Origin of the sequence: Marinobacter sp. (assembly GCF_044799475.1) — a bacterium.
In the GTDB taxonomy this organism is placed as follows: Bacteria; Pseudomonadota; Gammaproteobacteria; order Pseudomonadales; family Oleiphilaceae; genus Marinobacter.
Genome location: NZ_CP085217.1, coordinates 889,748 through 910,168, shown reverse-complemented (window position 1 = coordinate 910,168; position 20,421 = coordinate 889,748). Strand labels below are relative to the sequence as shown.

Here is a 20,421-nt window from a genome sequence, read left to right as displayed (position 1 = left end):
TTGTACGACAGTTGTACGACAGTTGCACAGGGGTTCCATTGACGAAAACCGCCCTGGCCCCTGTCAGAAAAGACAATTGGCCGAAATGACGGAGCTCCGGGGAGGCGTCTGCATGGTCCAGGAACGGATTTCAGGCGTAAATCCCTCCCCGAAGTGAGTAGGAAATTACAGGGGGCGTAAAATTATGCGGAGACGTAATATGGGCTTTTCGCCATCATGGCTTGGGCGAATCATCGGCGCGACTCTTGCCCTCGTTATTCTGTCAGGGTGCGCCGGACCTGCCCTTGAGGATTACCAGGGCAGGACGCCGGAACTGGTGCCTTCCCGCTTTTTTGAGGGGGAACTGGTCGCCCGCGGGGTTGTCAAGGACTGGTCGGGAGAAGTCATCCGTAGCTTTGACGCCGACATCACCGCAACATGGGATGAAAACGGCGTCGGCACCCTGGATGAAGTGTTCCGTTTCAATGACGGAGAACGCCAGACGCGAACCTGGACTCTGACTCCAGAGGATGGCGGTTATCACGCCACCGCTGGCGATGTGGTGGAGCCGGGCCATATGCGCTGGGCAGGCAACGCCATCAATCTGGAATACGTGCTCAGGCTTGACTATGGCGATGACACCCTTGATGTCCGCATGGATGACTGGATGTACCTGGTGACACCAGACACGCTGATCAACCAGACCACGATGAGCAAGTGGGGTGTGGAAGTCGGCGAACTGGTGCTGGTGATACAGAAAAAAGACGGCCCGGGAAACCGGTAACGCGTGGGGCCGGAGGTTCCGGACAGAATCCCACGCACATCATCGGGAATGAACATGATTAGACAGTGGCTGATCGCCGCAATGATCTCCGGGGTTGCAGTTATAGCTGCCGGGGCATTTTTTTACCTGGATCCCGGTCCGGCCACGGAGCAGGGCAGGCAGAAGCGGGCCAGCCCGGTCAATGTCGTCAGCCCCGAGATGGTAACCGTGAAGGACGGGGTTGTTGCCGTGGGCACCCTGAAGTCACGGCAACAGGTGGAGCTGACCAGTGAGGTCAATGGCCGCATAGTCAGACTGAACTTTGAGCCAGGGGAGCGGGTGGACAGGGGGCAACTGCTGGTCCAGCTGGATGACAGCCAGGAGCGGGTCAATCTGCGGGTGTTTGAGGCCCAGTACGCCGACGCCCGCCGCCAGTTTGAGCGGGCCCGCAGCCTGCGTTCGAGAAACTCGATTTCCCAGGCTCAGCTGGATGATCTGAACACTACCCTTGATGTGACCAGGGCCCAGCTCGAAGCCGCCCGCTCAAGAGTGGAGGACCACCGCATCGAAGCACCTTTTGCCGGCATCACCGGGCTGGTGGATGTCAGTGAAGGGGCCTACCTGACCATCGGCGATTCCATTGCCACCCTGGATGCCATGGATCGCATGGAACTGACATTTTCAGTGCCGGAGCGCTATCTCGGCCAGATCAGCAGGGGCCAGAAGCTTACTGCCCGAACTGCGGCTTTCCCCGACGAAATCTTCGAAGGCACCCTGGCTGAACTGGGCTCCCGTATCAGTGAACTGAGCAGGGCCCTGCCGGTGAAGGCGGTCATAGAGAACCCGGACCTCAAACTCCGGCCGGGCCAGTTCATGTCGGTTGATCTCACCCTCAGACAACGTCAGGCCCTGGTGGTGCCTGAGCAGTCGATTCTGGTGCAGGGCAGCCGGGCCTTCGTGTTCCTGGCGGAGGGTGAGGAGGCCCGTCGCCAGGAAGTCATCCTCGGCTCCAGGGAGCCGGGCATTGTTGAAGTTTCCAGCGGGCTTTCTGATGGAGATCTGGTGATAGTCACCGGTCAGGACCGGCTCAGCAGTGGTGACCGGATCACTCTGGTAAAGGATGATAGCGCACTGCTCAGCAGTGAAATGGCCGGGGAAAGCTGGAGCGGGATCCGTTGATCCTCTCTGACATTTCCATCAAAAGGCCGGTATTTGCCACGGTCATCAGCCTGTTGATCGTGGTCTTCGGCCTTGCCGCGCTCTTTGGCCTGCCGGTGCGGGAATACCCCGATATCGACCCGCCCCAGGTGTCCATTTCCACCGATTACACCGGTGCCGCGGCGGAAGTGGTGGATACCCAGATTACCCAGCTGGTGGAAGGCGCTATCAGCGGCATTGAGGGTATCCGTTCCATTGAATCCAGCACCGAGCAGGGTGAATCCCGCACGTCCATTGAATTCAGCACTTCCCGGGACGTCGATATTGCCGCCAACGATGTACGTGACGCGGTTGCCCGGGTAGCTGACCAGCTCCCGGAGGCGGCAGATTCTCCGCGAATACAGAAGGCGGATTCCGACGCCCGGCCGATGATGTGGGTAACCCTGCGCAGCGATGTATGGGACAGCGCCGAACTCAGTGATTTTGCCGAGCGGGTGTTGTCGGACAGACTGTCCGTGCTTGACGGCGTTGCCAGTGTCCGTATTGGCGGGGAACGCCGCTACGCCATACGGGTATGGCTGGACCAGGATAGGCTGGCCTCCCGCAACATAACCGTGGCCGAGGTGGAGCAGGCCCTGAGGGCGAACAATGTGGAACTGCCGGCCGGGACCATAGAGTCCCGCTCCCGGGATTTCACCGTGAGGGCCGAGGGTCGGCTGTCAACGGTAGAAGAGTTCCGCGATCTGGTGGTCCGGCGCGACGGCAATGAACTGCTGCGTCTGGGTGAAGTGGCCAGCGTCCAGATGGGAGTGGAGTCGGACACCAGCAGGCTGAGAGCCAATGGCGTCACTGCCATAGGGATGGGTATTATCCGCCAGTCCAAGTCCAATACGGTTGCCGTCTCGGATGCGGTTCAGGCTGAATTGGTCAGGATCCGGCAGAACCTGCCACCAGAAGTGACCATAGCGGAAAGCTACGATGAGTCCATCTTCATTCGGGCTTCAATCAGGGAAGTGATGATCACCCTGGGGATTTCCGTATCCCTGGTTATTCTGGTGATCTTCATGTTCCTGCGCTCCTGGCGGGCAACCCTGATTCCTGCAGTCACCATCCCGGTGGCTATCATCGGGGCGTTTATCGGCCTTGGGGCGCTGGGCTTTTCCATCAACGTGCTGACCCTGCTGGCCATCATCCTGGCCATCGGTCTGGTGGTAGACGACGCCATCGTGATGCTGGAAAACATCCAGCGCCGGATAGATGACGGGGAACCACCGCTTCTGGCTTCTTTCCGTGGTGCGAAGCAGGTGGCCTTCGCCGTCATTGCGACGACTCTGACTCTGGTGGCTGTGTTCGTGCCAATTTCCTTCATGGGCGGCAATGTTGGTCGACTGTTCGGGGAATTTGGTTTTACCCTGGCAACGGCCGTGGTGGTGTCCAGCCTGGTTGCCCTGACTCTGGCGCCCATGCTGTGTTCAAAATGGCTGCGCCACAGCCCGGAATCCGCCGAGGGTCATCGCCTCTGGGCTGCCAGCGAACGCGTGCTCAATGGCCTGAACCGGGGCTATGAGCGGATGCTCAGGTTTTCACTCCGCCAGCCGGGCCTGCTGCTCGGCCTGGGTGTTGCCGGTATGGTGATCGCGGTGGTGATTTTCCCACGCCTGCCCCAGGAGCTGGCCCCCACCGAAGACCGGGGCGTCATCATTATGCCTGCCAGTGCACCCCGGGGATCAACTGCTGAGTACACGGATTACCATGTACGCAAGATTGAGGAGCGTCTTCTGCCCTACATTGACGCCGGAGTGGCTGACCGGCTGATCTCCATCGTGGGCTTCCGGGAGGAGGCCGACCGGGGTTTTCTGATCATGGGTCTGGTGCCCTGGCAGGACCGGGACGTCAGGCAGCAGGCCATTGCCGACGAGCTTTATCCAAAGCTGGCGGAGGTGCCGGGTGTGCGTTCAGTAGCGGTGAATCCTGCCGGCCTTGGCCAGCGGGGTTTCAGTCAGCCCATCGAATTCGTCATCGGCGGTCCTGATTACGGGACGGTGCAGCGCTGGAGCCAGGAAATCCTCGAACAGGCGAAGTCCAATCCCAACCTGAGAAACCTGGAGACCGACTTTGAGCTCACCCGGCCCGAGCTGCGAGTGAGCATCGACCGCCAGCGGGCAGCGGATCTTGATGTCACCGTGCAGGATGTTGGGCTGACGCTCCAGACCATGCTGGCTTCCCGCCAGGTCACCACCTTCCTGGACCGGGGTCGGGAATACGATGTGATTGTCCAGGCCCGCGACGCGGACAGAGCCTCCCCCGGGGATCTGGGCCAGATATTCCTGCGGCCCAGGGTTGGTGGTGAACTGGTACCCCTTCAGGCTCTGGTGGACGTGGCGGAAATCGGTGCCAACCCCGACCTGAGGCGTATTGACCGACTCCCTGCCGTGGTCATCAGCGGCTCACTTGCACCAGGCTATGATCTGGGGGCCGCGCTGGAGTACCTGAATGGCCTGACAGTGGACTATCTGCCCGCTGAGGCCAGGGTGAGCTACAAGGGCCTGAGCCGGGAATTTGAGGAATCCTCCTCCGCCATCTACGTTACCTTTGGTCTGGCGTTTCTTATTGTGTTCCTGGTGCTGGCGGCCCAGTTCGAAAGCTGGATTCATCCCATGATCATCATGCTCTCGGTGCCCCTGGCCGTCACCGGCGCGTTGATTGCCCTGCTGCTGACCGGGATCAGCCTGAACATTTACAGCCAGATCGGCATCATCATGCTGCTGGGGCTGATGGCAAAGAATGGCATCCTGATCGTCGAGTTCGCCAACCAGCTGCGGGACAGGGGCCACAGTGTCCATGACGCCATTCTGGAAGGTGCCATCCTGCGGTTCAGACCGGTCCTGATGACCACCATTTCAACGATTTTCGGAGCCATTCCTCTTGTTATTGCTACAGGTGCCGGGGCTGAAAGTCGTGCTTCCATAGGGGTGGTGGTGCTGGGCGGCCTGATTTTCGCCACCACGCTCACCCTGTTTATCATTCCGGTGCTTTACAACCTGCTCGCCAGGTTTGCAAAGTCCACCAACTCGGTGCAGCAGGCACTGGACCAGCAGGTTCGCGCCGAGGGCACCGGGATTCACTGATCGTTCCCTCAGAGAGGTAACCGGAGGTTGCAGTAGGGCTGCATGGAACAAGCCCCGCGGGCGGACGGAAAAAAGCGGTTGCCAGTTTTCCGGCTTTGCCGCATGGTTGCGCTCACGGGCCCTGCCCCCGCCCGGCAATCGGCGGCTTTCGTAGCAGGACGCCGGTTCCAGGCACGCATTACTGAGACAGGGAGTTCCAGAGATGGCCGACCAGAGCCAGTTCCGACTGTTTACCCAGCGGCGTTTTCTGCCGTTTTTCCTGACCCAGTTCGCTGGCGCTTTCAACGATAACCTCTTCAAGAATGCCCTTCTGCTGCTTGTTACCTACACCACAGGTGGTCTGCTCGGCCTCTCTAGCACCCTGGTGGTGAATCTGGCCGCCTTCCTGTTCATTCTGCCGTTCTTCCTGTTTTCCGGCATCGCCGGCCAGGTGGCGGACAAGTATGAAAAATCCCTCGTCATCCGCCGTGTCAAACAGGTGGAGATCGCGATCATGCTGGCGGCCGCCACCGGACTCTGGTTTGGCTGGTATGAACTGCTGCTGCTTCTGCTGTTCCTGATGGGCACTCAGTCCACCTTTTTCGGACCTGTGAAATACGCCATTCTTCCCCAGGTGCTGGAAGACGACGAACTGGTAGGTGGCAATGCCCTGGTGAGCATGGGCACCTTTGTTTCAATTCTGCTTGGCACCATTGCCGCCGGCCTCATCATGGGCTTTGCGGCAGCTGCGAAGATTGCCGCCATCGGGGTGGTGGCGATGGCGGTGCTGGGCTATCTGACCGCCCGCCAGGTTCCGCCCACTGCGGCGGGTTCGGCGGCGCTGGATATCCGCCTGCAGCCGTTCCGGGAAACCTGGCGCCTGATTGCCCTGGCCCGGGAGCGTCACAACGTCCTGCTGGCTATCCTCGCCATCTCCTGGTTCTGGTTCCTGGGGGCGGCCTATCTCACCCAGTTTCCCAATTTTGCCAAGGGCGACCTGCTGGGGGATGAGACAGTGGTGACTCTGCTGCTTGCAGTCTTCACCATCGGTATTGCCATTGGCTCCATGCTCTGTGAGCGCCTTTCCGGACACCGGGTGGAACTGGGGATCGTCCCCATAGGCTCCCTGGGGCTGAGCCTGCTGGGGCTCGACCTGTATCTGAACATGCCGGCCGATCCGGTCCCCAGCGACTGGTGGCTGGTTATCACCAATGCCGAATACCGCCGTATCCTGCTGGACCTGCTGGGCATCGGCATTTCCGGCGGCCTGTTCATTGTGCCCCTCTACGCCTATGTGCAGCATGAAACCCCCCGGGACAAGCGGGCCCGTATCATTGCCGCCCTCAATGTGATCAACGCCCTGTTCATGGTGGTCAGTGCCCTGACCGGCATAGTGATGCTGGGGCTGCTCGGGCTCAGCATCCCCGAATTCTTCCTGGTGCTGGCTGTGATGAATCTGATCGTGGCCGCGTTTGTCTACCAGCAGGTGCCGGAGTTTGCCCTGCGCTTTGTAATCTGGCTGCTTTCCCGCACCATCTACCGCGTGCGTGACGAAGGTCTGGAAAACATCCCCGAAGAAGGGCCTGTGCTGCTGGTGTGCAATCATGTTACCTGGATGGATGCCCTGATTCTGGGGGGTGCGGTACGGCGGCCAACCCGCTTCGTCATGGACTACCGGATTTTCAGCACCCCGGTGCTGGGTGGCTTTTTCCGCCTGGCCAAAACCATTCCCATAGCCCCAAAATCCAAAGCGTCCGATATCCATGATCAGGCTTTCGATCTTATTGAACAGGAACTCCGCGATGGTCAGGTGGTCTGCATTTTCCCGGAGGGCCGGCTGACAGGCGACGGTGAAATAGCCAGCTTTCGCAGCGGTGTTGAAATCATCCTTGAGCGCTATCCCGTTGCCGTGGTGCCCATGGCCCTGCGGGGCCTCTGGGGCAGTTTTTTCAGCCACTGTGGCGGCCCGGCCATGAAACACTGGCCGCGCCGGTTCTGGTCACGGATTGAATTGCGTGTGGGAGAACCCCTTCCGCCGGAACAGGCCAGCGCTGAAAGCCTTGAAGCCAGGGTGCGTGAGCTTCGGGGAAATCTGCCCTGATGCCTGTGGATAAACACATGAATAACCCAAGTATAAATTCTGCGTAACCCTGTAAATAACCTGTAAAAACAATGTCATGCAATTGTTCCTGAGAGGCTATAAGGGGTCCGGAAATGTGGATAACTTTCCTGAAAAAACTCCTTAACTGACCCGTCCAAGCGCATGATTTGGTGGAATTGTTTCAGGATACGGGATGGAGTTTTCTGGAAACTGGACTCCCTGGTCGGAGAGTTTCCCGCTCAGGCACCCGAATGTGGTTAAAATTTGCACATTCCCACTGCAATTGCGGGGCCGACGCGTTATACTCCTCCGCCCGTTTTTGAAGTCTTTTTCCGAGGTGCCCTGTGGATTTTCCGAGCCGATTCGATGTGATTGTCATAGGTGGTGGCCATGCCGGTACGGAAGCTGCCCTGGCGGCGGCCCGTATGGGTTCGTCCACTCTTTTGCTGACTCACAATATCGAGACTCTTGGCCAGATGTCCTGTAACCCCGCCATCGGTGGTATTGGCAAAAGCCACCTGGTCAAGGAAATCGACGCCATGGGCGGCGCCATGGCAAAGGCCACCGACCTGGCGGGCATTCAGTTCCGCACACTCAACAGCCGCAAGGGTCCTGCGGTTCGCGCCACCCGCGCCCAGGCTGACCGGGTTCTGTACAAGGCCGCTATCCGCCATATCCTGGAAAACCAGCCCAATCTGACCCTGTTTCAGCAGGCGGCTGATGACCTGGTTGTTGAAGGCGACCGGGTGACCGGTGTGGTGAGCCAGACCGGCATACGTTTCATGGCCCGCACCGTGGTACTCACCACCGGTACTTTCCTTGGTGGCGTTATCCACATCGGCATGCAGCATCATTCCGGCGGCCGGGCCGGCGATGCACCTGCCAATGCCCTGGCTCAGCGCCTGCGGGAGCTGCCCTTCAACGTGGGCCGGCTGAAAACCGGCACCCCGCCGCGCATTGATGCCCGGAGCGTGGATTTCTCGCAAATGCAGGAACAGTGGGGGGACGACCCGACCCCGGTGATGTCCTTCCTCGGTTCCCGTGAGGATCACCCCGAGCAGGTATGCTGCTACGTGACCCGTACCACGGAGCAGACCCACGACATCATCCGCAGCGGCTTCGACCGCTCGCCGATGTTCGCTGGCAATATCGAAGGCATAGGTCCGCGCTACTGTCCGTCCATAGAGGACAAGGTCAGCCGTTTCGCAGACAAGGACTCACACCAGATTTTCGTGGAGCCCGAAGGCCTCACCACCAATGAGCTCTATCCCAACGGCATCTCCACCAGCCTGCCGTTCGATATCCAGCTGGCTGCGGTGCGCACCATTCCCGGCTTTGAAAGTGCCCACATTACCCGGCCAGGCTACGCCATCGAGTATGATTTCCTGAATCCCCAGGACCTGCGCCACACCCTGGAGACAAAGTTCATCGGGGGCCTTTATTTCGCCGGTCAGATCAACGGCACTACCGGTTACGAAGAAGCTGGCGCCCAGGGCCTGCTCGCGGGTATCAATGCCGCCCTTCAGGCCCAGGAGAAAGACGCCTGGTATCCGCGCCGTGACGAGGCTTACCTGGGTGTACTGGTGGACGACCTGATCACCATGGGCACCTCCGAGCCCTACCGGATGTTCACAAGCCGTGCCGAATACCGGCTGATCCTCCGGGAAGACAACGCCGACCTGCGCCTCACCGAGACCGGTCGCCAGCTGGGGCTGGTGGACGACGACCGCTGGAGCCGTTTCAACGAAAAGCGTGACGCCATCGGCCTTGAACGCCAGCGCCTGAACACCAGCTTCGTGCATCCCGGCACCGAGGGCGCGGCGATTGCCGACAGCCATCTGCAGCGCCCGATGGCGAAGGAGCATTCGCTGGCAGAACTGCTGCGCCGGCCGGAAATCGTCTACAGCCATATTGCACAAATCAGCGGCCAGCAGACCGAGGACCCGGCCGTGGCGGACCAGGTTGAGATAGAGATCAAGTACGAAGGCTACATTGCGCGGCAGACCGACGAAATCGAGCGCCTGCGCCGCAATGAGCACACCCGGTTGCCGGTGGACATGGATTTCGATGCCATTGGCGGCCTTTCCAACGAGATCCGTCAGAAACTCAAGGCCGTTCGGCCGGAGACCATCGCTCAGGCGTCCCGTATCCAGGGCGTTACTCCGGCGGCGGTATCCCAGCTGCTGGTGCATCTGAAAAAGCGCGACCTGCTGCGCAAGCAGTCAGCCTGAGGCGCCCATGAACCACCCACGCTGGCACGACCAGCTGAGTTCCGGGCTGACCGCCCTGGGGCTGACTCTCTCCGCGCAGCAACAGGAACGGCTGGTAAGCTTTCTCGGCCTGCTCACCAAGTGGAATCTGGCCTATAATCTGACGGCGGTGCGTGAGCCCTCCGAGATGGTTTCCCGGCAGCTGCTGGACAGCCTCAGCCTGCTGCCCTGGGTCACCACCGGCCACCTGCTGGATGTGGGCGCTGGCGGGGGTCTTCCGGGCATTCCCCTGGCCATTGCCCTGCCGGACAGGCGGTTCACCCTGCTGGACAGCAACAGCAAGAAGACCAGATTTCTGACCCAGTGTGTGCTTGAACTGAAGCTGAGCAATGTGGACGTGATCCATGGCCGGGCCGAAGCCTGTGATCCCGGGGCGAGGTATGACCAGATCAGCAGCCGGGCCTTCTCGGCGCTGGCGAATCTGGTGGCCTGGTGTGGCCATCTGCTGGCGGATGATGGCCAGTTCCTTGCCATGAAAGGCCAGTTTCCGGATGATGAAGTGGCAGCGCTGCCTGCGGGCTGGCGTCTGGCTGCCCACCATCCCCTGCAGGTGCCCGGATGTACCGGTGAACGTCACCTGCTTATCATTGATCGTGATTCCGAGACAGGAGGTTAGTCATGGCGCGGGTCATAGCAGTCACCAACCAGAAAGGCGGCGTCGGCAAGACCACCACCTGTGTCAATCTGGCCGCCTCCCTGGCCGCTACCAAACGCCGGGTGCTGCTGGTGGACATGGATCCCCAGGGCAATGCCACCATGGGTAGCGGGGTCGACAAGAACGCTCTTTCCCTGTCTGGCTACGATCTGCTCACCAAACGGGCAACCGCCGCTGAGGTCATCGTCCGGGTTGAGCAGTCCGGTTTTGATGTCATGCCGGCCAACGGCGATCTCACTGCCGCGGAAGTAGCCCTGATGAATGAAATCGGCCGGGAGCACCGGTTGCGGCTGGCGGTCAACAGCATCCGCGACCAGTACGATTACATCCTGATTGACTGCCCTCCTTCGCTGAACCTGCTGACGGTCAACGCCCTGTCTGCCGCGGACACGGTGCTGATTCCGATGCAGTGTGAATATTACGCACTTGAAGGACTGGCAGCCCTGATGAATACCGTGGAGCAGATCCAGGAGACGGTGAATCCGGAGCTCAAGGTGGAGGGTATACTGCGTACCATGTATGACCCCCGCAACAGCCTGACGCTGGATGTTTCCTCCCAGCTCAACGAATATTTCGGCGACAAGGTCTACCGGGCAGTGATTCCCCGCAATGTCCGGCTGGCAGAGGCCCCGAGTTATGGTATTCCTGCGCTGCAGTATGACCGGGCTTCCAAGGGAGCCGTGGCCTACCTGGCCCTGGCCGGGGAAATGGTCCGGCGACATGGTTCGGAAAAGACAGCGGCTGCGGTTGCCGTGTAAGATAGTCCCCCTTTCATCAGCGACAGAATTCCACCGGACAAATGACGAATACCATGGCGGCGAAAAAACGAGGACTGGGTGAGCGTGGGCTGGGCGCACTGCTGGCTGGCTCCAGAGTGAACCTTGATCGCGATCTGAGCGAGCACGACGGCGAACTGCGCGAGGTGCCCGTGGACCTGATCCAGCGCGGCCGCTATCAGCCTCGCCGGGACATGGATCCGGCTGCCCTCCAGGAACTGGCCGACTCCATCCGTCAGCAGGGCGTGATGCAGCCAGTTGTGCTGCGCCCTCTGAGCGAAGGCCGCTACGAACTGATAGCCGGGGAGCGTCGCTGGCGGGCCACCCAGATGGCCGAAATTGACCGGATTCCGGCCATCATCCGTGATGTTTCCGATGAAGCGGCGATCGCCATGTCGCTGATCGAGAACATACAGCGGGAAAATCTCAACCCCATTGAAGAGGCTTTCGCTCTGCATCGCCTGCAGGAAGAATTCGGCCTGACCCAGGCCCAGGTGGCGGAAGCTGTCGGCAAGTCCCGTACCACCATCACCAATCTGCTGCGCCTGATCAGCCTGACTGAAGACGTCCGGGTGATGCTGGAGCACGGCGATCTGGAAATGGGCCATGGCCGTGCCATGCTCACCCTGCCCCCTGAACAACAGATGCAGGTGGCCCGCCAGGTCGTGGCCAAATCCCTGTCGGTGCGGCAGACCGAAGCTCTTGTCCGGCGGTTCCAGCAGGAAGCCCCCGGCAAGTCGCCGGATGCCGGGCGCGTGGTGGACCCCAACATTCGTGCCCTTCAGGACAGCCTCGCGGAACGTCTGGGTGCCCGGGTTTCCATTGACCATGGCCAGCGTGGCAAGGGAAAGCTGGTCATCGAATACAGTTCCCTGGATGAACTCGACGGCATTCTCGAGCACATCAAATGAGTTGCCCTGGCAGGTTTTCATTTGCGGCCGGTTGAACAGAGGGGCTTTAACACATATAATTCTGCGCGCTTGCAGTCTTGGCAGGCAGTGATGAAAGGTTTGCTCCCAATGACAAGGGCGAGAACTCACATTACCCGATTACCTCTTGCCCGCTGGCTGGTGATTGAGGGTTCCGTAATACTGATTCTCAGCCTGCTGTGGAGCCTGGAAAGTCGTTTGGCCGGTTATTCCGCTTTGGTCGGCGGTCTTATTTTTGTCATCCCAAACGCGTATTTTGCTCACCGGGTATTTCGTTTTCAGGGCGCTCGTAACATGCGCTTCATGGTCGGTGACCTGTTCAGGGCAGAAAGTACAAAACTTGCCCTTACCGCTGTTTTTTTCGCGGCCGTTTTCATCTTGATGGAGCCAGTACACGCACCGGCTCTGTTATTCACTTTTGCTGTGATGGTTGTGATGAGTGCCGCCCTGCGCTGGCTCATTCAGCCCCAAACACAGCGATGACTGGACGAGAGCAGTTATGGCAGCTGATACCCCAGTAGAGTATATAAAGCATCACCTTCAGAACCTGACCTACGGCAAGTTGCCCGAGGGCTATGAACGGGCTGACGGAAGCCTCGTGGAAGAGGCTTCCTGGACCTTTGCCCGCACCGCAGGCGAAGCGTCAGACATGGGTTTCATGGCCTTTCACGTGGACACCCTCGGATGGTCCATTTTCATGGGTATTCTGTTTCTGGGGCTTTTCCGCTTCGTAGCAACCCGCGCCACCGACGACACCCCGGGCGGTCTGCAGAATTTTGTGGAAATGGTGTTTGAATTTGTTGAAGGCATCGTCAGGGATGGCTTCAATGGTCGTAATCCCCTGATTGCTCCCCTGGCCCTGACCATGTTCGTCTGGATTTTCCTGATGAACAGCCTGAAGCTGATTCCGGTGGACTATATTCCTTCCATCGCCCACGCCATGGGGCTGGAATACTTCAAGATTGTTCCAACCACGGATCCCAACGGTACTTTCGGTATTTCCATTGGCGTTTTCCTGCTGATCATCTTCTACAGCATCAAGGTTAAAGGACCGGGCGGTTTCCTTCATGAACTGTCATTCACGCCGTTCAATCACTGGTCCCTGATACCTTTTAACCTGTTCCTCGAATTGCTGGTGCTGATAGTCAAGCCCATAAGTCTCGCCCTGCGTCTGTTTGGTAACATGTATGCGGGCGAGGTGGTGTTCATACTGATCGCCATACTGCCATTGTGGGTTCAGTGGACACTGAGCGTACCCTGGGCCATTTTCCACATACTCGTGGTAACCTTGCAGGCCTTTATCTTTACGACGCTCGCGGTGGTCTATCTCAGCGCAGCACACGAACACCACGGACAACTTTAAATTCATAAACCCTTAACTACCTGAAAAACTGAGGAGTCTTCAATGGAAATGGTAATGATTGCAGCATCGATCATTCTTGGTCTCGGCGCTCTGGCGACCGGCATTGGCTTCGGCCTTCTGGGCGGCAAGCTGCTGGAATCCACAGCCCGTCAGCCGGAAATGGCCAACCAGCTGCAAACCAAAACCTTCATCATGGCCGGTCTGCTTGACGCGGTTCCGATGATCGGCGTTGGTATCGCCATGTACCTGATTTTCGTTGTTGCTGGTTAATCAGCCGTTAGAGCGGGCGCCCCTGTGGCGCCCGGAATTCCGGTTACCGGGACGCAACGAATAGCAAGAGGTATATTGCCGTGAATATCAACCTTACGTTAATAGGGCAGTCGATCTCCTTCGCTCTTTTCGTCTGGTTCTGCGTCAAGTATGTATGGCCGCCGATCACCCAGGCCATGAGCGCACGCCAGAAGAAAATTGCCGACGGTTTGTCCGCCGCAGATCGGGCTTCGCTCGACCTTGAGCTGGCTCAGGAAAAAGCCTCCAGCGAAATGCGGAAGGCAAAAGAAGAAGGTGCAGCACTGATCGACCAAGCCAACAAGCGCGCCGCCCAGATCGTCGAGGCCTCCAAGGCCGACGCCCGTGCGGAAGGCGAGAAGCTGATTGAGCAGGCCAGAGCTGAAATTCAACAGGAGCGTGTTCAGGCTCGTGACGCACTGAGGGCAGAAGTGGCAGCCATTGCCATTGCCGGTGCTGAGAAGATCCTGGAGACCTCTGTAGACGCCAAAGCTCACAGCGAGATGCTGGACAAGCTGGCTGCAGAACTCTAAAAGAGGGTCATCATGGCAGAACTGACGACGTTAGCCCGACCCTACGCAAAGGCCGTTTTTGATGCTGCGCAGGCCGAAAGTGCGATTGATCAGTGGGATCAGGCGCTGGCCCTTGTTGCTCAGGTTGCGGCTGACAAAGAGATAAAGAAGATCCTGGGCAGCCCGGGTCTCTCAGAACAGCGCAAGGCGGAGCTCTTCATTGGCTGTTTCGAAGGCGAAGTACCCGAAGCACTCAGAAATTTCCTGTCGATTCTTGCTGAAAACAAGCGTCTGATCCTGCTGCCGGAAATATCGGCACTGTTCACTCTGTACCGGGCCAATAAGGAACGCACAGTAAAGCTGCAGGTAAACACGGCGTTCGAACTTACAGAAGAGCAGCAGCGCAAGCTGGTCGACGCATTGTCCAGAAAGCTGGAGCGCAAGATAGATCTCGAAACCTCGGTCGATCAGTCCCTGATTGGCGGCGTGATGATACGCACGGGTGACATGGTGATCGACGCTTCTGTTCGCGGCAAGCTGGCCAAGATGGCCAAGGCCCTGGGCTCCTGATTTCAGCATAAGGTTTGAGGATAATGGCATGCAGCAACTGAATCCATCCGAGATCAGTGACATCATCAAGAAGAGAATCGAGCAGCTCGATATTTCTTCCGAAGCTAAAAACGAAGGCACAATCCTTTCTGTTTCTGACGGTATCGTGCTGATTCACGGTCTTGCCGATGTTATGTACGGCGAGATGATTGAATTCGAAAACGGCACGTTTGGCATGGCGCTCAACCTTGAGCGTGATTCTGTCGGTTCCGTGGTACTGGGCGATTACGAAGACCTTCAGGAAGGCCAGAAAGTCCGCTGTACCGGTCGCATCCTGGAAGTGCCGGTAGGTCCGGAACTGCTGGGCCGGGTAGTAGACGGCCTGGGCAACGCAATCGATGGCAAGGGCGACCTGGGTACTTCCCTGACCTCCCCCATTGAGAAGGTTGCGCCCGGCGTTATCGCCCGCCAGTCCGTTGACGAGCCGGTCCAGACAGGCCTCAAGGCCATCGACACCATGGTGCCGATTGGTCGCGGCCAGCGTGAGCTGATCATCGGTGACCGTCAGATCGGTAAGACGGCCGTCGCCATCGACGCGATCATCAATCAGAAAAACAGTGGCATCAAATGTATCTACGTTGCCATCGGCCAGAAGCAGTCCTCCATTGCGGCAATTGTCCGCAAGCTGGAAGAGCATGGCGCCATGGACCACACGATCGTGGTTGCCGCCGGTGCTGCTGATCCCGCGGCCATGCAGTTTCTGGCGCCCTACGCCGGTACCTCCATGGGCGAGTACTTCCGTGACCGGGGTGAAAATGCCCTGATCGTCTATGACGACCTCAGCAAACAGGCGGTGGCCTATCGCCAGATCTCCCTGCTGCTGCGTCGTCCGCCGGGCCGTGAAGCCTACCCAGGCGACGTGTTCTATCTCCACTCCCGCCTGCTGGAGCGCGCCTCCCGTGTAAACGCGGACTATGTGGAACAGCTGACCAACGGCGAAGTGAAGGGCAAGACCGGTTCCCTGACGGCCCTGCCGATCATTGAAACCCAGGCCGGTGACGTCTCGGCATTCGTACCGACCAACGTTATCTCCATTACCGATGGCCAGATCTTCCTCGAAACCAACCTGTTCAACTCGGGCATCCGCCCGGCGATGAACGCCGGCGTGTCGGTTTCCCGGGTTGGTGGTGCGGCCCAGACCAAGATCATGAAGAAGCTCGGCGGCAACATCCGTCTCGCCCTGGCTCAGTATCGTGAACTGGCAGCTTTCGCCCAGTTTGCATCTGACCTGGACGAAGCGACCCGCAAGCAGCTGGAGCACGGTCAGCGGGTTACCGAGCTGATGAAACAGAACCAGTACAGCCCGCTGTCAGTGGCTGAGATGGGCACCGTACTGTTCGCAGCCAACGAAGGCTTCCTGGACGATGTCGACGTCGACAAAGTGGTCAAGTTCGAAGCGCAGCTTCTGGACTGGATGCGTTCAGAGCAGAAAGAGCTGCTGGACAAAATTGGCCCGAATGGCAAGTACGACGACGACATTATCGCTGGCCTGAAAGCTGCGCTGGAGAAATTCAAGACCACTCAGAGCTGGTAATTCAACGGCCCTGCCCCCGGGCGGGCCGCTTGGTCCCAATGAGTGTCTAACTTGAAAAGGCAGTGAACTATGGCCGCAGGAAAAGAAATACGGAACCAGATCGGCAGCATCAAGAGCACGCAGAAGATCACCAGCGCCATGGAAATGGTTGCGGCGAGCAAGATGCGCAAGGCTCAGGAGCGTATGCAGGCGACCCGCCCTTACGCTGAAAAGATGCGGCAGGTAATCGGGCATATTGCCAGAGCAAACCAGGATTACCGCCATCCGTTCATGCAGGAGCGGGACGTCAAGCGTGTCGGCTACATCGTGGTGTCCTCTGACCGGGGCCTCTGTGGCGGCCTGAACGCGAACGTGTTCAAGCTGCTTGTGCGTGAGATGCGAGGCTGGAAAGACAAAGGTGTCGAGGCGGATATCTGTGCCATCGGCCAGAAAGGCGCGGGCTTTTTCCGCAGCTATGGTGGCAACGTAGTTGCCGCGTTGACGCATCTTGGGGATAACCCCAGTGCCGAGACGCTGATTGGTAACGTCAAGGTCATGCTGGATGCATTCGAGAGCGGGAAGATCGACCGCCTGTATCTCGTAAGCAACGAATTCGTGAACACCATGACCCAGAGTCCGAAGGCTGAGCAGCTTCTGCCTTTGCCGGAAAGCGACGAAGACGAGATCGGTCACAAGTGGGATTACATCTATGAGCCGGACCCGCGTCCGATTCTGGACGGGTTACTGCCCCGCTATATCGAGTCTCAGGTGTATCAGGGTGTGGTGGAAAACCTGGCCTGTGAACAGGCTGCGCGGATGATCGCCATGAAGAGCGCGACTGATAACGCTGGCAGCATCATCGATGAGCTTCAGCTGGCCTACAACAAGGCCCGCCAGGCAGCCATCACCCAAGAGATATCCGAGATTGTGAGCGGCGCAACAGCCGTCTGATACGGCTCTCACGATCCTACTGGTTTGTTGACTATCGAGATTACGAGGAACCGAGCATGAGTAGCGGACACATCGTTCAGATCATTGGCGCGGTTATTGACGTGGAATTTCCACGCGACTCCGTTCCCAAAGTTTATGACGCACTGCTGCTTGAAGGTGGTGAAACAACTCTGGAAGTCCAGCAGCAGCTGGGCGACGGCGTTGTACGTACCATCGCCATGGGCAGCACCGAAGGCCTCAAGCGGGGCCTGAAGGCAGAAAACACCAACGCACCGATTTCCGTGCCGGTCGGGACCAAGACCCTGGGCCGTATCATGGACGTTCTGGGCCGTCCCATCGACGAAGCAGGCGATATCGGTGAAGAAGAGCGCTGGGCCATCCACCGCAAGGCACCAGGCTACGCCGATCAGGCAGCGTCTGCCGACCTGCTGGAAACCGGCATCAAGGTTATCGACCTGATCTGCCCGTTCGCGAAAGGTGGCAAGGTTGGTCTTTTCGGTGGTGCGGGTGTTGGCAAGACCGTCAACATGATGGAATTGATTAACAACATCGCCAAGGAACACTCCGGCCTGTCGGTATTCGCCGGTGTTGGTGAGCGCACCCGGGAAGGTAACGACTTCTACTACGAAATGAAGGAATCCAACGTTCTGGACAAGGTGGCCATGGTTTATGGCCAGATGAACGAGCCTCCTGGAAACCGTCTTCGTGTAGCGCTGACCGGCCTGACGATTGCGGAAAAATTCCGGGATGAAGGCCGCGACGTTCTTCTGTTTATCGACAACATCTACCGTTACACCCTGGCGGGCACCGAAGTGTCAGCACTTCTGGGCCGTATGCCTTCAGCGGTAGGCTACCAGCCCACCCTGGCGGAAGAAATGGGCCAGTTGCAGGAGCGGATCACCTCCACCAAGTCCGGCTCCATCACGTCCATCCAGGCGGTATACGTACCGGCGGACGACCTGACCGACCCGTCACCGGCCACCACCTTCTCGCACCTTGATGCGACCGTGGTACTGAGCCGTGATATCGCCTCCAAGGGTATCTACCCGGCGATCGACCCACTGGACTCCACCTCCCGTCAGCTGGATCCGCTGGTTATCGGTCAGGAACATTACGAAGTTGCTCGCGGGGTGCAGACCAACCTGCAGCGCTACAAGGAGCTGAAAGACATCATTGCGATTCTGGGTATGGATGAGCTGTCAGAAGAAGACCGCCTGACCGTGTTCCGGGCCCGTAAGATCGAGCGTTTCCTGTCGCAGCCTTTCCACGTGGCCGAGGTATTCACCGGTTCACCGGGCAAGTATGTGTCCCTGAAGGAAACCATCAGCAGCTTCAAGGGCATCCTGAATGGCGATTATGATGATATGCCAGAGCAGGCGTTCTACATGGTTGGTACCATTGAAGAGGCAGTTGAGAAGTCGAAGGAAATGAAAGCCAAGGCCAAGTAAGGGCATTTGTTTCCTGACCGATCAAAGGGGCTAACAGAATGGGTATAACCGTGCATTGTGACGTGGTAAGTGCCGAACAGAAGATTTTCTCCGGGCTGGTTGAGATGCTTGTTGCAACCGGCACCGAAGGTGAACTGGGTGTCCAGTATGGCCATGCTCCTCTGCTCACCGCGCTCAAACCAGGTGCTGTAAGGATCGTGAAGCAGGGTGGGGAAGAGGAAATACTCTATGTATCCGGTGGGTACCTGGAAGTACAGCCCAACCTTGTCACCCTGATGGCTGATACTGCGGTTCGGGCGAAGGATGTGGACGAAGCGGCCGCACTGGAAGCACAGCGCGAGGCCGAGAAGGCACTGGAAAACAAAACAGGTGAGTTCGAGTATTCACGGGCTGCGGCCGAGCTGGCAGAAGCTGCTGCTCAGCTGCGCACCCTGCAGAAGCTCCGCCGGAACGCTCGCTAGGATCATATCCTGCGAGTTCCGGGGCACCTGAACGAAAGCCGCATCCTCTTGTGATGACGAACCCTTGTATAGTGAATCATCAAGGCCGTTGTCCCCGAGGGTAGCGGCTTTTTTATTATGAAATTTTTTGTTTAAGGTGATTGCCACCAGGAGCAGCGAGTCAATGAGCCCTCTTCACGTCGTGATTCTGGCCGCAGGCCAGGGTTCGAGAATGAAATCCGCCCTGCCCAAGGTGCTGCATAGTGTGGCAGGCAGGCCCATGCTGCACCATGTAATAGACACCGCGCGGCAGATCGGGGCGGCCGGCATCCACACCGTTATTGGCCACGGCGCCGATCACGTCCGTGCTGCCACCCCTGCCAATGATCTCGACTGGGTTCTCCAGGAGCAGCAGCTCGGAACCGGCCATGCGGTGGCCCAGGCGCTGCCCCAGCTGCCGGACAATGCAGCAGTGCTGGTCCTTTACGGCGACGTGCCTCTTACCACTGCTGATACACTCCGGGATCTCGCCGGGGTGGTTGATCAGGATACCCTGGGCCTGCTTACGGTCACCCTGGATAATCCTGACGGCTATGGACGGATTCTCCGCGATGCGGCAGGGAAGGTCACGGCGATTGTCGAGCAGAAGGACGCAAGCGAAGCCCAGAAACAGATTCATGAGGTGAACACAGGGATCCTCGCGGTGTCCGCAGGCCATCTGAAAGAGTGGCTGCCGGCACTGTCCAACAGTAACGCCCAGGGGGAATACTACCTCACCGACATCATTGCCATGGCCGTCAGCCATGGCCTTGACATATCCGTGGCCCAGCCCGGCGATGCTTTCGAGGTGCAGGGCGTGAATAACCGCATCCAGCTGGCCCAGCTTGAACGCTGGTTCCAGCGCCGGGAAGCGGACCGCCTGATGACCGAAGGTGCGACCCTTGCGGATCCGGCGCGGATTGATGTCCGTGGTGAGCTGACCATTGGTTCGGACATCCTCATCGACGTCAATGTGGTGTTTGAAGGCCGTGTCGAGCTCGGCAGCCGGGTATCCATCGGCCCCAACTGTGTTATCCGGGATACCCGCATAGCCGAGGGCGCTGTCATTCATGCAAACTCGGTAATTGACGGCGCAGAGGTGGGCAGCGATGCGCAGATTGGGCCTTTCGCCCGCCTGCGCCCGGGTACCCGTCTTGCCGCCAATACCAAAGTGGGTAACTTCGTCGAAACCAAGAAAGCCGTGGTAGGCGAGGGCAGCAAGATCAACCACCTCAGTTATGTGGGGGACGCCACCCTCGGGCGCGATGTAAATGTGGGTGCAGGCACCATTACGTGCAATTATGATGGCGTGAACAAGTTCCAGACAGTTCTGGAGGACGGAGTTTTCGTGGGCTCCAATACCTCTCTGGTGGCGCCTGTCACCGTGGCAGCGGGCGCGACCATTGGCGCCGGCTCAACCATCACCCGGGACGTAGCCGCTGAAGAACTGGCCGTTGCACGAGGCCGACAGCGCAATATTCCGGACTGGCCCCGTCCGCCGAAAGCAGAATGACGGGTCA

General features: G+C 58.8%; 18 protein-coding genes. All 18 read left to right on the top strand.

From position 1 onward, the window contains the following. Positions 1-199: 199 nt before the first annotated feature. On the top strand, positions 200-763 hold the full coding sequence (locus LG327_RS04190) for a DUF3833 domain-containing protein (RefSeq protein ID WP_404366192.1): 564 nt from the start codon (positions 200-202) through the stop codon (positions 761-763). A 54-nt stretch (positions 764-817) separates the two neighbouring features. Then, entirely contained in the window at positions 818-1,921 is a 1,104-nt protein-coding gene (locus LG327_RS04185; RefSeq protein WP_404366189.1) for an efflux RND transporter periplasmic adaptor subunit, read from the top strand. After that, positions 1,918-5,028 carry an efflux RND transporter permease subunit gene (locus LG327_RS04180; RefSeq protein WP_404366187.1) on the top strand — a complete coding sequence of 1,037 codons (3,111 nt, stop codon included), beginning with the start codon at positions 1,918-1,920 and terminating at the stop codon, positions 5,026-5,028. Before LG327_RS04185 ends, LG327_RS04180 begins: the two co-directional genes overlap by 4 nt. Before the next feature lie 202 nt (positions 5,029-5,230). Then, the gene (locus LG327_RS04175; protein WP_404366184.1) at positions 5,231-7,108 is read left to right on the top strand and encodes an MFS transporter; all 1,878 of its coding nucleotides are present in this window, start codon (positions 5,231-5,233) and stop codon (positions 7,106-7,108) included. 344 nt (positions 7,109-7,452) lie between these two features. Continuing rightward, positions 7,453-9,339, top strand: a complete 1,887-nt coding sequence (gene mnmG / locus LG327_RS04170) for a tRNA uridine-5-carboxymethylaminomethyl(34) synthesis enzyme MnmG (protein WP_404366181.1) — start codon at positions 7,453-7,455, stop codon at positions 9,337-9,339. A 7-nt stretch (positions 9,340-9,346) separates the two neighbouring features. Next, positions 9,347-9,994 carry a 16S rRNA (guanine(527)-N(7))-methyltransferase RsmG gene (gene rsmG / locus LG327_RS04165; RefSeq protein ID WP_404366178.1) on the top strand — a complete coding sequence of 216 codons (648 nt, stop codon included), beginning with the start codon at positions 9,347-9,349 and terminating at the stop codon, positions 9,992-9,994. Positions 9,995-9,996: 2 nt separating this feature from the next. Continuing rightward, the gene (locus LG327_RS04160) at positions 9,997-10,791 is read left to right on the top strand and encodes a ParA family protein (protein WP_404366176.1); all 795 of its coding nucleotides are present in this window, start codon (positions 9,997-9,999) and stop codon (positions 10,789-10,791) included. A 53-nt stretch (positions 10,792-10,844) separates the two neighbouring features. Beyond that, on the top strand, positions 10,845-11,720 hold the full coding sequence (locus LG327_RS04155; RefSeq protein ID WP_404366173.1) for a ParB/RepB/Spo0J family partition protein: 876 nt from the start codon (positions 10,845-10,847) through the stop codon (positions 11,718-11,720). A gap of 108 nt (positions 11,721-11,828) precedes the next feature. Further along, positions 11,829-12,221, top strand: coding sequence for an ATP synthase subunit I (locus LG327_RS04150; protein ID WP_404366171.1), 393 nt, complete (start codon positions 11,829-11,831; stop codon positions 12,219-12,221). A gap of 16 nt (positions 12,222-12,237) precedes the next feature. After that, positions 12,238-13,101 (top strand): F0F1 ATP synthase subunit A, encoded by an 864-nt coding sequence (gene atpB, locus LG327_RS04145; protein ID WP_404366168.1) that lies wholly within the window; start codon positions 12,238-12,240, stop codon positions 13,099-13,101. A gap of 42 nt (positions 13,102-13,143) precedes the next feature. Next, positions 13,144-13,371: a F0F1 ATP synthase subunit C gene (atpE, locus tag LG327_RS04140; protein ID WP_166252863.1), complete on the top strand. Its 228-nt coding sequence runs from the start codon at positions 13,144-13,146 to the stop codon at positions 13,369-13,371. 80 nt (positions 13,372-13,451) lie between these two features. Continuing rightward, positions 13,452-13,922 carry a F0F1 ATP synthase subunit B gene (locus LG327_RS04135; RefSeq protein WP_404366164.1) on the top strand — a complete coding sequence of 157 codons (471 nt, stop codon included), beginning with the start codon at positions 13,452-13,454 and terminating at the stop codon, positions 13,920-13,922. 12 nt (positions 13,923-13,934) lie between these two features. Continuing rightward, complete coding sequence (locus LG327_RS04130) at positions 13,935-14,471, top strand: F0F1 ATP synthase subunit delta (protein ID WP_404366161.1); 537 nt, start codon at positions 13,935-13,937, stop codon at positions 14,469-14,471. A gap of 28 nt (positions 14,472-14,499) precedes the next feature. Next, positions 14,500-16,044, top strand: a complete 1,545-nt coding sequence (gene atpA, locus LG327_RS04125; RefSeq protein WP_404366158.1) for a F0F1 ATP synthase subunit alpha — start codon at positions 14,500-14,502, stop codon at positions 16,042-16,044. A 69-nt stretch (positions 16,045-16,113) separates the two neighbouring features. Continuing rightward, entirely contained in the window at positions 16,114-16,974 is an 861-nt protein-coding gene (atpG, locus tag LG327_RS04120; RefSeq protein WP_404366155.1) for a F0F1 ATP synthase subunit gamma, read from the top strand. 56 nt (positions 16,975-17,030) lie between these two features. Continuing rightward, positions 17,031-18,422: a F0F1 ATP synthase subunit beta gene (gene atpD, locus LG327_RS04115; RefSeq protein WP_404366152.1), complete on the top strand. Its 1,392-nt coding sequence runs from the start codon at positions 17,031-17,033 to the stop codon at positions 18,420-18,422. 38 nt (positions 18,423-18,460) lie between these two features. Continuing rightward, complete coding sequence (locus LG327_RS04110) at positions 18,461-18,883, top strand: F0F1 ATP synthase subunit epsilon (RefSeq protein ID WP_404366149.1); 423 nt, start codon at positions 18,461-18,463, stop codon at positions 18,881-18,883. A gap of 163 nt (positions 18,884-19,046) precedes the next feature. Beyond that, the gene (gene glmU / locus LG327_RS04105; RefSeq protein ID WP_404366146.1) at positions 19,047-20,414 is read left to right on the top strand and encodes a bifunctional UDP-N-acetylglucosamine diphosphorylase/glucosamine-1-phosphate N-acetyltransferase GlmU; all 1,368 of its coding nucleotides are present in this window, start codon (positions 19,047-19,049) and stop codon (positions 20,412-20,414) included. Positions 20,415-20,421: the final 7 nt, after the last annotated feature.